At 63.0% G+C, this 12960-nt stretch carries 14 protein-coding genes; 7 read left to right on the top strand and 7 right to left on the bottom strand.

Annotated features, from left to right (window positions below; all coding sequences use genetic code 11):
• On the bottom strand, positions 1–252 hold the full coding sequence (gene purS, locus RQH14_RS00360; RefSeq protein ID WP_011773385.1) for a phosphoribosylformylglycinamidine synthase subunit PurS: 252 nt from the start codon (positions 250–252) through the stop codon (positions 1–3).
• A gap of 342 nt (positions 253–594) precedes the next feature.
• On the opposite strand from purS, the gene RQH14_RS00355 reads away from it, so the two are divergent.
• Positions 595–780 carry a hypothetical protein gene (locus RQH14_RS00355; RefSeq protein ID WP_311211362.1) on the top strand — a complete coding sequence of 62 codons (186 nt, stop codon included), beginning with the start codon at positions 595–597 and terminating at the stop codon, positions 778–780.
• A 161-nt stretch (positions 781–941) separates the two neighbouring features.
• A complete protein-coding gene (locus RQH14_RS00350; RefSeq protein ID WP_311211361.1) occupies positions 942–1232 on the top strand; it encodes a DUF1540 domain-containing protein in 291 nt (96 codons plus the stop codon).
• Between the two features lie 62 nt (positions 1233–1294).
• Here the strand turns inward: RQH14_RS00350 and RQH14_RS00345 are convergent, their stop codons facing one another.
• On the bottom strand, positions 1295–2281 hold the full coding sequence (locus tag RQH14_RS00345; RefSeq protein ID WP_311211360.1) for a manganese catalase family protein: 987 nt from the start codon (positions 2279–2281) through the stop codon (positions 1295–1297).
• 128 nt (positions 2282–2409) lie between these two features.
• Entirely contained in the window at positions 2410–3357 is a 948-nt protein-coding gene (locus RQH14_RS00340; protein WP_311211359.1) for a phosphoglycerate dehydrogenase, read from the bottom strand.
• A gap of 203 nt (positions 3358–3560) precedes the next feature.
• On the opposite strand from RQH14_RS00340, the gene RQH14_RS00335 reads away from it, so the two are divergent.
• The 3 genes from RQH14_RS00335 to RQH14_RS00330 all read left to right on the top strand — a co-directional run bounded on the left by RQH14_RS00335 (position 3561) and on the right by RQH14_RS00330 (position 9613).
• Positions 3561–5804, top strand: a complete 2244-nt coding sequence (locus RQH14_RS00335) for an exo-alpha-sialidase (protein WP_396136259.1) — start codon at positions 3561–3563, stop codon at positions 5802–5804.
• 33 nt (positions 5805–5837) lie between these two features.
• On the top strand, positions 5838–6176 hold the full coding sequence (locus RQH14_RS23130; protein ID WP_396136670.1) for a hypothetical protein: 339 nt from the start codon (positions 5838–5840) through the stop codon (positions 6174–6176).
• A gap of 350 nt (positions 6177–6526) precedes the next feature.
• On the top strand, positions 6527–9613 hold the full coding sequence (locus RQH14_RS00330; protein WP_311211776.1) for a S8 family serine peptidase: 3087 nt from the start codon (positions 6527–6529) through the stop codon (positions 9611–9613).
• A 63-nt stretch (positions 9614–9676) separates the two neighbouring features.
• On the opposite strand, the gene RQH14_RS00325 is transcribed toward RQH14_RS00330, so the two are convergent.
• The 4 genes from RQH14_RS00325 to RQH14_RS00310 all read right to left on the bottom strand — a co-directional run bounded on the left by RQH14_RS00325 (position 9677) and on the right by RQH14_RS00310 (position 12162).
• Complete coding sequence (locus tag RQH14_RS00325) at positions 9677–10078, bottom strand: serine protease inhibitor (RefSeq protein WP_311211358.1); 402 nt, start codon at positions 10076–10078, stop codon at positions 9677–9679.
• 29 nt (positions 10079–10107) lie between these two features.
• Entirely contained in the window at positions 10108–11046 is a 939-nt protein-coding gene (locus RQH14_RS00320) for a 3-methyladenine DNA glycosylase (RefSeq protein WP_311211357.1), read from the bottom strand.
• On the bottom strand, positions 11033–11563 hold the full coding sequence (locus RQH14_RS00315) for an SSI family serine proteinase inhibitor (RefSeq protein ID WP_311211356.1): 531 nt from the start codon (positions 11561–11563) through the stop codon (positions 11033–11035). Before RQH14_RS00315 ends, RQH14_RS00320 begins: the two co-directional genes overlap by 14 nt.
• Positions 11564–11694: 131 nt before the next feature.
• Complete coding sequence (locus RQH14_RS00310; RefSeq protein WP_311211355.1) at positions 11695–12162, bottom strand: MarR family transcriptional regulator; 468 nt, start codon at positions 12160–12162, stop codon at positions 11695–11697.
• A 105-nt stretch (positions 12163–12267) separates the two neighbouring features.
• Between RQH14_RS00310 and RQH14_RS00305 the strand changes: the two genes are divergently transcribed.
• Both RQH14_RS00305 and RQH14_RS00300 read left to right on the top strand, forming a co-directional pair.
• Entirely contained in the window at positions 12268–12492 is a 225-nt protein-coding gene (locus RQH14_RS00305) for a hypothetical protein (protein ID WP_026541816.1), read from the top strand.
• A gap of 166 nt (positions 12493–12658) precedes the next feature.
• On the top strand, positions 12659–12895 hold the full coding sequence (locus RQH14_RS00300; RefSeq protein ID WP_311211354.1) for a hypothetical protein: 237 nt from the start codon (positions 12659–12661) through the stop codon (positions 12893–12895).
• Positions 12896–12960 lie beyond the last annotated feature (65 nt).

Raw genomic sequence — 12960 nt, 5'->3', positions numbered from 1 at the left:
TCAGGCCTCGACGACCTCGACGTTGACAACATCCTCGATCACCGGGTTGGACAAGAGGGTCTCGGCAGCTTCGCGGGCCTGGGCCAGGATAGCGTCGGTCACCTCGCCGTCGACGGTCAGTTCAAAACGCTTGCCTTGGCGGACTGCGCTGAAGCTGTTGAAGCCGAGGCGGGGCAATGCACCCACGATGGCCTTCCCCTGGGGGTCCAGAATCTCGGGCTTGGGCATGACGTCAACGACGATCCGGGGCATCCGGTAACTCCTGTGCGGTGAGTTGGGTGAACCTTAAATAAGGCTGCCGCGGAGGTGCCGTCTCACGCCGTTCAGCCGCATTCAAACAGCGTCTAGAACACAGGGTTAAACACGGTGGTGAACTGCAATGTTTGAACGGCATGGGGGGCGCTCCGCGAGCTTGCACACCTATTCTACCGGGACGGGCGCACATACCCTATTCAGCGCGATTGCGCGAGGACACCTCGCCGCGGCGGGGAAAAAAGAGCCAACTGAAGGCTCGACGGCGGGGGCTGGTTGTGCTTGCTGGCGGGGCTGGCGCCGGCACTGGCAGGGGGTGTCCGGCGTCACTAGGATTGCGGCATGGCTGAGAAACCGAAATCGATGGTGCTGGGTGTTGTGGCCGCTGCAGTTTTTGCTGGTTTGGGACGCATGGTCATCCAGAAAATCCTGGCGGACCGGGCGGCGCGCGAGCACCGTGTGACCGCTCCGCTGGATGCTGAAACCCGCGCCAAAATCAGTGATGCCTTACGCACTCCCAGTAAGTGAAGCCTATGCTTAAAAGGGTCTTTTTTCGGCGGAATGGCGCGGATTAGGGCACATACAAATGCGCTATTCAATCGGGTTAAAAGGTGTGATTCCGGCGTAGTTTGGAAAGTACACGCGGGGTTCAACCCCAGTACTATTCAGGATCCACACCAGGAGGAACAATGACCGAACACATTGCCGAAGTATCCGCCTGTAGCGTTGGCAGCTGCGGATTCAACCACGATGGCTGCACTGCCTTTGGAATCACCATTGGTGGAACCGCGGATCACGCTTCCTGCGCGACGTTCATCGACACCAATGCCATGGGTGGCCTTCCCAAGGTCCTCGCCCACGTAGGCGCCTGCCAGCGTTCGGAGTGCGTCCACAACAACAACCTCATGTGCGAGGCACACGACGTCAAGGTCGGTCCGGGCCGCGAAGCCGCCGATTGCCTGACCTACGAGCACTCCTGATACTTCCCGACGGACAAAAAGGGTCCCCGCCTCGGTTGAGGTGGGGACCCTTTTTGTGGGTGCTACTTCTTTTTGGTCGCTTTCGGCTTGGTGGCATCCTTTGATGCGGCTTCCTTGGGGCTGTCGGCGTCCTTGAGTTCCTGCTCGGCCGTGGCCTGGATCAGCGCCAGCAGTTCCGGATCCAGCCCCGGCGCGAACTCTTCCTTGCGTTCGGGGGAGATGGTGATGGGGAATCCGTCGGGCATGACGTCGGTGCTGAGCTCGGTCCCGTCGTTGGAGGGAGAAGCCCCGCGGTAAAGCTTGCCGGCCTCGCTCAGATTGTCGGCACTGAAGGTGTACTGGATGCTCTGGAGGCCGGTGTCCAGCAGCTTCTTCACTTCAGGGAATTGCTCCGCATTGGTTTTGGGGATCGGCAGGACCTTGCCCCAGTTCACTCCCAGGCTCTCCAGTGCCTTGGCATAGGCGTTCTCATGCGCCTGGTCGCGGACAATCAGGTACGCGATGGTGGAACGCGCGGTCTTGTTGTCCGTCATCTCGTAGATGCGGCACTTCTGCAGCCTGCCCGTGGATTCGAGCATCAGGTTGTAAAGCAAGTCCAGCACGAGGTTTCCACTGTTGTAAACGTAGGATCCGCTCCACGGATTGCCCGCCGCATCTACCGGCAAGGCGCCCTGGGCACCCACCAGGTAGTGATGGATGTTGCTGGTGTCCAGGGCGATCTTCAGCGGTGTAGCTCCTCCAGCGCCGGGCTGGTCCACAGGATCGGACTTCTTGCCTTGGTATCGCGGGGAACCGTCGAGGAGCTGGGAGATCGTGGTTCCAATGAGCTCCACGTGGCTGATCTCTTCGGTGCCGATTCCTTGCAGGAGGTCCTTGTAGGGCTTGGAGGCGGGGTCGCCACGGAAGTTCATGCTCTGGAAGAGGTACTGCATCATGGTCCGCATTTCACCGAACTGACCCCCCAGTCCTTCCTGGAGGGCGTTGGCTGCAGCGGGGTCGGGTTCGTCTACGGCAATTTCGTTGATGAGAAGTTGGGTGTGCAGATACATTGCGATTCCTCACGTTGTTCCAGCTGCGTCCGCGGGATGGAAACCCACTGCTGGCCACCCCGGAAACCTCACCCTAAGCATGCTTACTATTTGCGCGCAAGGAAATCACGCAAGAAAGTGGGGAGGTGTCAGCCGGCCACCTGGTTGGTCAGCGTCCGGCCCTCCTTGAGTGCCGTGATATTTGCGGTGACCAGTTGTGCCGAGCCCTTGGGCCGGTTGCCGGCAACGTGCGGTGTGATGATCAGGTTCGGCGCATCCCACAGCCTCGAGTCCGACGGCAGTGGCTCCTCCTTGGTGACATCGAGCGCTGCCACTCGCAGGCGGCCCTCCTGCAAGGCCGCAAGCAGGGCATCCTCGTCGACCGTCGCGCCACGGCCCACGTTCACAAAAACTGCGGTCTCCGGAAGGGCCCGCAGGATCGCGTCGTTGAGGGAGTCTGTGGTTTCCGGCGTGGCCGGCAGGATGGAAATCAGGACGTCGGTGGTGCGCAGGACGTCCGGGAGCTCCTCCGTTGACACCACCGGGAAGCCGTAGCGTTCACCCTTCGAGTTGGCCACTCCTGTGACCTTTGCGCCCAGGGCTGCCAACAGGGGAGCCAAACGTCCGGCGATCGAACCAAAGCCCCAAATGGTGACGTTGGCGCCGTCGAGCGTGTAGAGCTGTTCGGTCTTCGGGTTGGACTGAGCCGCGTTATAGGGCGCGTTCCACGAGGCGTCCTTCTGGGATTCGAGCAGGACATCAAGCCGGCGGATGGCAGCCAGGACCAGCGCCAACGCGTGCTCAGCCACTGGGCGGTCATGAAGTGAGCGGCCGGAGGTGATGGCCACGGTGTCCGCGAAGCCGGCCGCGAGGACTGAATCAGGTCCTGCTGCGAGCGTCTGAACCAGCTTGAGGGTGGGCATCGAGCGGGCCGCGTCGGTCAGGTTCTCCGAGGTGTTGCGCCACACCACCAGCACCTCCGCATCGCGGTGTTCGCTGGGAATGGGCTTGTCCACTGCGTAAACCACCACATTGTCCTCTGTGTCAGAGAGGAGGGAGGCGTCCAGGTCGATGGTGTCGGGGACAAGGATTTTCACTGCGGCTCCAAGGGTCAATGCGGGTAGTCGATTCGCTTTCGAGGCTACCGCTTTGGAGCGGAGGCAACCTCCCCACGCTTCATCCCTAGCAATGTGACGGCCAACACCCTATGGTTGTAGGACGTTCGACGTGGCACGTAACACAAGCTTCTCCACGTTGTTCTGCATCCTCCCCTCGAAGCAGTTTCGAAAGGACATCGGATTTGAGATCCTCAGCATCACCTCTCGCCCGCATCGCTGCCGCCGGCACCCTGAGCCTTGGCCTTCTGGCCGGGCTGGGTCTTCCGGCCACTGCAGCGCCCATCCCACCCGCAAACCCCGCGGCAGCGCCCGGCATTTTCACGGAAGCCAACATTGGCGCGGATCGAACAGCTGCAAACTTCTTCTATCGGATCCCCGCCTTGACGTACCTCGGCAACAACGTGGTGCTCGCGGCGTGGGACGGGCGCCCGGGTTCAGCCGCGGATGCTCCCAACCCGAACTCGATCGTGCAGCGCCGCAGCACCGACGGCGGCCAGACGTGGGGGCCGGTGACAGTCATCGCCGCGGGCCACGTGGGGGATGCCAGTGGGCCGAAGTACGGCTACAGCGATCCCTCCTACATTTACGACTCTGAGGCGGGCAAGGTGTTCGCCTTCTTCGTCTACTCCAAGGACCAGGGGTTCGGTGGCAGCCAGTTCGGCAACAGCGACGCCGACCGGACCGTCATTTCCTCGGCCGTCATCGAGTCGTCCGATGGTGGGGTCACCTGGAGCCAGCCGCGGCTCATCACCAGTGTGACCAAGCCCGGAACCAGCAAGACCAGCCCGGCAGCAGGCGATGTCCGGTCCAACTTCGCGTCCTCCGGCGAGGGCATCCAGCTGAAGTACGGCCAGTACAAGGGCCGCCTGATCCAGCAGTACGCAGGGGACATCCGTCAGGCGGACGGCACCAACAAGATCCAGGCCTACAGCGTCTACTCCGATGACCACGGCGTCACATGGCATAAGGGCGCCAACGTCGGCGACCGGATGGACGAAAACAAGACGGTGGAGCTTTCCGATGGCCGTGTGCTCCTGAACTCCCGGGACAACGCCAACCAGGGTTACCGCAAGGTGGCAGTTTCCACGGACGGCGGCGCAACCTACGGACCGGTTACGCAGGACACAGAACTGCCGGACCCTGCAAATAACGGTGCTATCGCACGTATGTTCCCCAGCGCAGCCCAGGGTTCTGCTGACGCCAGGAAGCTCATTTTCACCAACGCCAACTCCAAGACGGGCCGCGAAAACGTCTCTGCCCGGATCTCCTGCGACGACGGCGCCACGTGGCCCGGCGTCCGCACCATCCGTTCAGGCTTCTCCGCCTACTCCACGGTCTCCCGCCTGGAGGACGGCAAGTTCGGAGTGCTCTACGAGGGCAACTACACGGACAACATGCCGTTCGCGAAGTTCGACGACGCCTGGCTGAACTACGTCTGCGCACCGTTGTCCGTCCCGGCCGTCACCACTGCGCCCGGAGCCACCCAGCAGGTGCCCGTGACCGTCACCAACCAGGAGAGCACCACGCTGTCCGGTGCCACCGCCACCATCCATACCCCCACCGGTTGGTCCGCCACCACGGTGCCGGTTCCCGACGTCGCTCCCGGCGCCTCGGTCACCGTCAACGTTGCGCTGACGGCACCCGCACATGCCAGCGGTCCGCAGAATCTCAATGCCGCGTTCACGACGACGAACGGCCGGGTTTCGCAGTTCACCTTCACTGCCACAGTTCCGGTGGCCCCGCAGGTTGGTCTCACTATCACCGGAACGGCGCCGACCCGTGACGTCGCTGCCAACCCCTATCAAGTGGGCGAGGTCCTGGCTTACTCCTTGAGCGTCAAGAGCACCGCCAACGTCACAGCCAACGCTGTGCCGGTTTCCGGGACGTTCGACTCCGGCTTCCTGCCGCCGTCGGCCCCTAACTGCCGGTTCAACAACCTTGCCGCTGGTGCGAATTACAACTGCACCACCGCCAAGCACGTCATCACCGCCGCAGACGTTGAACGCGGCTACTTCGTGCCGGAGGCAAGCTTCAGCATCACGGCAAGTTCGACGCCGTCGCTCACCAAGACCGTCCCGTTCACCGGCGCTGCGGTCGCCTTGCGCGACGGACTGCTGACGGCCGACATCAGCGGGGCGCGTGCCGACGTCGGGCGTGATCTTGCAACCCAGCCGTACGCTGCAGGTGACCTGGTCCCATATACGTTCACGGTGAAGAACACGAGCCCGCTGGTGGAGAAGGTAGTCCCGACGGCCGGCAACTTCAGCCCCTTCCTTCCGGAAGGTCCGGGCAACTGCCGCTACAGCGTGCTGCCGGCCGGGCAAAGCTACCAGTGCGCCACCCCGCGCCACACGGTGACTGCAGAAGAAGCTGAGCAGGGGTTCTTCGTGCCTACGAGTACGTGGGAGGTCAGTGCCGCTGGGTAAACCACCAAGACCCTCACGGTCAGCGGTGGCCAGGTGGACCTGAAAGTCCGTGACACCAAGCCTGCTCAGCCGGTGACTGAGCCCGCGCTGACTGTCCAGGAGTTGGGCACGCCGCCGACTGATTTGGGCACGGCGGACAAGTACCGTGCGGGTCAGAAAGTGGTGCTGAAGGGCCTCGAATATGGGGACTGGTACTACGTGTACCTGAACAAGACTGGCTACCGCCTTGGCTGGGTCTTCCCGACCACGGAGAACACCGTGGAATTCGTCCTTCCCTCGGACGTCAAGAACGGGCGGGATGACGTAGTGGTCTTGGACGGGGACGGCGTTCAGGTCTCCTTTGACCGGCTGCAGGTGACGCCGAAGGGCTGACTTGTACCGTTCGAAAATCGGCAACGGACCGCAGGGTATTCCTGTGGTCCGTTGTTGGTCGTTCCGTGACGAATCACCTCCGGCGTGACAAGACAAAATTCCCGAAATGTGCTCTATGTCATATTCCGCTCTCACTAGGTACTCTGTGACTCGGCTGGTTGCGCGGCTTTGACAAGAACTGTCAAAGGTTCAACCAACTAAAAGTTGACAGGTCCGGGCGATGGAGCCCGGTCCTCCCTCAGTGAAAGGTGCAACCACTCGTGAAATCACAAGGAAAGAGCTTCGTCAGAAGCGGGGGACTTCGAAAGGCCGCGGCGCTGGCCGTGGGCTTGCCGTTGCTTCTCTCTTCGATGGCGATGCCGGCCCAGGCCGCTCCCACGCCGGAGACGCCCGGGAACGTTGCAGGCGTGGCCAAGAAGAACCTTGACCCCAGCGCCTACAAGGACGGCCGTTACATGGTTGTCCTGGCGGAGAAACCTGCAGCAACCTACGACGGCGGCACGGCGGGCCTCGCGGCCACCAAACCGGAAGAGGGCAAGAAGCTCGACGCCGACAGCGCCGAGGTGAAGGAATACCAGCAGCACCTGCAGACGCAGCAGCAGGACATTGCCACCCAGGAAAACATCACCATCGAGCGTGACTTCACCACCGCCGTCAACGGCTTCAGTGCCAACCTGACGGCAGACCAAGCCATCAACCTGGCCAAGGATCCCAAGGTCCTTATGGTGGCGCCGGACACCCAGTACGCCCCGGATTACTCCACCACCGACTTCCTGAAGCTCAGCGGCCCCAATGGCACGTGGGCCACCCAGTACGGTGGCCAGGACAACGCCGGCAAGGGCACCGTTGTTGGCGTGATCGATACCGGCTACACCCCCTCCAACCCGTTCTTCGCCGGCGAGCCCGTCGGCCCACTGGTGGGCAACCCGCAGGTCGGCGTTCCCTACCGAACGGCAGATGGCAAGATCGCCATGCTCAAGGCCGACGGCGATACCTTCATCGGTGAATGCCAGCCCGGAACCGACACCGGCGCGGACTACGACGGCAGCGCCTGCAACTCCAAGGTCCTCAGCACCCACTACTTCGCAGACGCCTTCCTCGAGACCGTTGCCCCGGAAAACCGCGCTCCCGAAGAAGTCATTTCTCCCGTTGACGTGGACAGCCACGGAACCCACACGGCCAGCACCGCGGCGGGTAACGCCAACGTGGACGCCGTTGTGGACGGCCGCAGCTTCGGAACCACCAGCGGGATCGCACCCGCCGCCAAACTCTCCGTCTACAAGGTCTGCTGGGAAGACACCGATCCCGCCACGGGTGGTTGCTACGGCTCCGCTTCCGTGGACGCGATCGAGCAAGCAATCCTGGACGGCGTGGACGTCCTGAACTACTCCATCTCCGGTTCCACCACCACCACCACGGATCCTGTTTCGCTGGCGTTCCTGTCGGCAGCTTCGGCGGGGATCTTCGTGGCCACCTCGGCCGGCAACTCCGGACCGACGGCCAGCACCGTGAACCACGGAGCGCCCTGGCTGACCACGGTTGCCGCGACCTCGTTCTCACAGGAACTCCAGGGCACCGTTGAGTTCTCCGATGGCAGCAAGTTTCGCGGAGCTTCCATCATGAACCGTGAGGTGAGCGGGGCCGGCGTCGTGCTTTCCACCAACGCTGCAAGCGGTGAAGGCAACGCGGCACTCTGCGCCCCGGGCTCGCTTGACCCGGCCAAGGTAACCGGCAAGGTTGTAGTCTGCGACCGCGGCGTTGTTGACCGCACTGCCAAGAGCGCTGAAGTCCTGCGCGGCGGTGGCGTCGGCATGATCCTGGTGAACCTGACGGATTCGTCGCTGGACACGGACAAGCACGTCATCCCCACGGTCCACGTGAACCCGCCGGCAACGCAGACCATCAAGGACAAGGTCACAGCCAACCCGGCCATCACCGTCTCCCTGCTGAACCGCGACACCACTGGTTTGCCTGCCGAAGCGCAGCCGCAGATTGCCGGCTTCTCTTCCCGAGGTCCGCTGCTCGCCACCGACTCGGACCTGCTGAAGCCTGACGTGTCCGCTCCCGGCGTCGCGGTCCTTGCTGGTGTTTCGCCGATCGGAACCGGCGGAGACAACTTCGGCTTCCTCTCCGGAACGTCCATGGCATCACCGCACGTTGCCGGTTTCGGCGCACTGATCCTGGGCAAGAACCCGCAGTGGTCCCCGGCCACCGTGAAGTCAGCCATGATGACCACCGCCGGACCGGTCAAGCTGGCCAACGGCGCCGTCAACAAGGACGTCCTCGCCACGGGTGCCGGTCAGGTGGACCCCGCAAAGGTCCTTTCTCCCGGCCTCGTGTACGACGCCACCACCGAGGATTACCTCAAGTTCATCCAGGGCACAGGCATGGACCTGGGCATGGAAGGGCTTGGCACCACGGCACCTCGTGACATGAACGTTCCTTCCTTCGCCCTCGGTAACCTCGCAGGTAAGATCGAGGTCACCCGCACGCTGACCGCTTTGACTCCGGGAACCTACCGGGCATCGGTCAACGTTCCGGGTGTCAACGTCAAGGTCACGCCGTCCGTGCTGACCTTCGGGGCTCCGGGTGAGAAGAAGACCTTCAAGGTCCAGTTCGAAAACAAGAACGCTGAGCTGGGCAAGTTCGCCATGGGTTCGCTGAGCTGGCAGGGTGCCAACAAGACCGTCACCTCGCCGATCGCCGTCCGGCCGCAGTCCGTCATCGCGGACAAGGCCCTGGCTTTCACGGGAACGGGCCCCAACGGCTCCGCCGCCATCAACATCACCTCCGGCACCAACCTCCCGGTGGGCGTCACCATTGATGGACTGTCCAAGGCTGATTCTTCGGCAGTTGAGCTGGTTCCCGGCCCGTTCGCGGGCGAGACCAATGCCTCCAACTTCGTGAAGAAAGTGACCGTTGGCCAAGGCAGTGCGCTGGCCAAGTTCTCAGTCATCTCCTCCAACGAGGCCGCGGACTTCGACATGCTGGTGCTCACCCCGTCCGGTCAGCAGTTGCCGGCCGCCACGGCGTCCGCCAGCGAAACCCTGTCCGTGCCCAACCCGGCACCCGGCGACTACTACGTCTTCGCCAACCTCTACGCGAGCCCCAACAACCAGGCCACCAAGGCCACCGTTGATGCCGCCGTATTGGGTGCCAACCAGGGCAACGCCACCGTGACGCCGAACCCGATCCGCCTCGCCAACGGCAAGACGGGCCAGATTTCGCTGAACTGGAAGAACCTGGCACCTGGCTCCTACATCGGGCGCCTGACCTTCGCAGGCACCAGCGAGCCGAGCTTCGTCACCGTCCTGGTCAACCCGGGCGGAACCGTAGTGGTTCCGGATGAGGAAGACCCGAAGAAGGACAAGAAAGACAAGAAGAACCGCGGCAAGATCCGCGCTGACGAACCGACCCAGAGCAACAACGCCGGCTAGTGTCCGTCTGATCCAATAACGGCAGTGGCCGGCGGGGATTCCCGCCGGCCACTGCTGTTTCGCCTAGACGTTTCCGGATGAGCCCCCGGTGTTCCCCAGCAACGATGCCAGGGTCTTCCAACGTGCGATCTCGCAGCCGTCGGTCCGGCTGAACTGGCTGTTGACCTTGCGGCCACGGAACCAGCCCGTGACTACGGCTACCTGTGGACCACCGTATTGCTGCGTGCAGATCCGGTCCGGCCGGGGTTCCGGGAAGAAGATCTCCTCGCCAAATTGCTCGACGGCGGCCAGCGCCGCTGGTGCGTCCGGCAAGTTCGAGTCCAGTGAGCCGGGGTCCGGTGAGAGGAGGCCGGCGACGGACCGCAGGTGGAATTCGTGGCTCTCAGCGCCAGGTGCCTCTGTCAGCGTGACTGTGAGGTCGACGTCGTACTCGCTGTTGGGTGACTCGCTCGTGGGGGAAACCATAGTGACCTTTCGCTGGTGGCGGCGGGTGCTCAGGCGGCCAATCCGCTCAGCTCATGGAGGAGCGGATCTACTGCCTGGAGCACGCGGGTCCGCAGCTCCTGGGATTCGGCCGCGAAAGCCCGCTGGTATTCAACGTACTCGGCCTTGCCCTGCGGTGTCTCGATCCTGATGGGTGGGTAGCCCCATTCTTCGAGATCGTAAGGGGAAGCCTTCATATCCATGGCGCGGATCCTCCACGAGAGCTCGAAGCAGTCCATCACCAGCTCGCTTGGCAGCGCCGGGGTCAGCTTGTACGCCCACTTATAGAGGTCCATGTTGGCGTGCAGGCAGCCCGGCTGCTCCATGGACCGCTGGTTTTCACGGGTGGGTTCGAGCTCGTTCAGGGGAATGGCGTCCGGAGTGTAGAACCGGAACGCGTCGAAATGCGAGCAGCGGATACGGTTCCCTTCCACCACGGTGTCCGTGCCTTCGCCACCGAGCCGCAGCTTCAGGTATTCGTGCCGCAGTTCGAACTTCTCCTGCCGGTACACCATGGCCCACTCGTGCAGGCCAAAGCAGCCGAACTGGGCCGGGCGCTTCGCCGTGCCCGCCAGGATGATGCCCGCGAAGCGGACAGCTTCGGCGCGGTCGGCCAGGAAGCCGCGGCGGTCAAAGGTGACCGCCGGCGTTCCCGCCGGCAACCCGAGGGAGGTGAGTTCGCCGTCGTCGAGCGTTCGGTAGAACTTCCACGTGGCGCGCTCAAGGGCACGTGGACCGCTGAGGACAGTGCCGTCGCCCGGATGCCAGCGCAGCAATTGGCCCGGCTTCTGTGTGTAGTAGGTGAACAGGAAATCTTCAACAGGGTGCTTCCGGCCGGCCGAACGCCTGGCCAGGTACGGGTCCGCGTAGCGCGCTACCCGGGCGTGATGGGCTGCCTCCAGCCCGAGCCATTGCTCCTGGGGGAGGTGCCGCAGCCTAGAGGCCGCCATCTGATCCGAGGATGCTCTTGGCGGCGTCCCATAGTGCGATCTGGCAGCCGTCCGTGCGGCTGAAGGCCGCAGAGACTTCCTTGCCGTCCACCGCGCCGGTCACCTTGGCCGTTGCCGGGCCGCCGTACTGCATGGTGCAGGCTTGGTCCGTTTTTGTGGGGGCAGGACTCAGGATGGCCGGGCTGTTCTTGATGGAGGTGCAGGCTTCGGCGGCTGTTGGGTGGTTGCTTTCAGCGGCCGGGACGCCGTCCGCGCAGACGAGCGTGAAGGTCTGGGGCGCGGCGTCGGGGGATTCCACCAGCGTGATGGAGAGTTCGGCGCTGCCGGCGCCGGTGGCTGCTGACGCGCTGGGAGTTGCGCTGCTGCTGGGGCTGCTGCTTGCGCTGCTGCTGGAAGACGACGACGACGGGGTCTGGCTAGCGCTGCCTGTGGAACCTGTGGTTGGGGTGCCTGAGCATGCGGCGAGGCCGGCGACGGCCAGGACTGCCAACAGGGGCCGAACAAATCGCATGCGCATGGAATCTCCTAGGTTGCGTCCATTTTACGTGGCACTTGTGGTGACCGTTTCTGTGTTCGCTTCAAGAAGACCACCAGGGCAGGGCGCTTGGCTAGGGGGCACGCGGGTGGTCTGCCTGGATTGGCGGTTGCTTAGTGGGAGTTGTTCCGCTGGGTTGCTGCGATCAGGCCCGTCATGGCCTGGTGCAGCTCGGCTACCTCTTCCCGGCTGAGCTGGAGGCGCTCGCGGATTTCACCGGGGACGGCTGTGGCATGTTCGCGGAGGGCGGCGCCCTTTTCGGTCAGGGTGATGGCCAAGGCGCGTTCGTTGCCCGGCACGCGTTCGCGGGTGATGAGCTTCGCTTCTTCCAGGCGCTTCAGCAAGGGGGAGAGCGTAGCGGGCTCGTGGAGGAGGCTGTCGCTGATGTCCTTCAATGTCCTGGGGCTCCGTTCCCAGAGGGCCAGCATCACCAGGTACTGAGGGTGCGTGAGCCCGAGGCGTTCCAGCACGGGCTTGTAAACGCCCACCACGCTGCGGGAAGCAACGGTGAGGGCAAAGCACAGTTGGCGCTCCAAAAGGAGGTCGTCGACTTCCTGGGTGCTCTGGTCTGTGGCCGTCATGGCTGCCTCCTGTGCTTGCATCCGCTCACGCCGATCAATTAGTTAGTGTACTAATGATTAGCGTACTATGGACTCATTGAACCGTCTAAAAAGGAGTCGATCCGCGTGGCCAAGGAATCCCTCACCCGGAAGTTCATGCGCGCCACAGGGAAGTTCAGGGTTGTCTTCGGCCCCGCGCACAGCAGTTCCCTCGACCATGAAATGACTGAAGCCAACCGGAAGCTGCTGGCCCAGCGCCAGGCCGAGACCCAGCAGTGGGAAACACTCCGCCGCCCCGATGGCAGCACCTACGTGGTGCCCCGCAACCCGGACGACAAGTCGCTGAGGTAACCCCCTTCTGCTCCCCGCCGAGTTGGCACTTGGCCCCCATGTTTTCGACAAACATTGTCATCAAATGCCATCTCGGCGTTGGATTTTGGGCGTAAAATTGCCTCACTGAACGGCACGCACTGACCCTGCCGCTCTTTCTCTCCCGTAAGAAAGGAGGTGGAAGAATATGGGACGCAAATTGGAGGGTTTCCAGCATGTGACCGAGCGACTGCAGTCCGTTTTTGGACCGGCAACCCACGGTGACACTGACACCCCGGTGCTGCACAGGCATGACGATTTTGAGACGGCTTCCGAGGCGGACCTGAAAAACTTCGACGTCGAGACCGATTCCGAAGGCCATCACTACGCTGTCCGTAACAACGATCCTGGCCCTACCTCAACTGACTATTCGGTGCGTCACTGACTATCGCCTAACTCATCAGCATGCTTAGTATGTAAAGAGCAGGGTGGTGCCGTGACAAGAGGGGG

Origin of the sequence: Arthrobacter sp. WCS2018Hpa-7 (genome assembly GCF_031843805.1) — a bacterium.
Taxonomy (GTDB): Bacteria; Actinomycetota; Actinomycetes; order Actinomycetales; family Micrococcaceae; genus Arthrobacter.
This window is presented reverse-complemented; position numbering and strand designations above follow the sequence as displayed.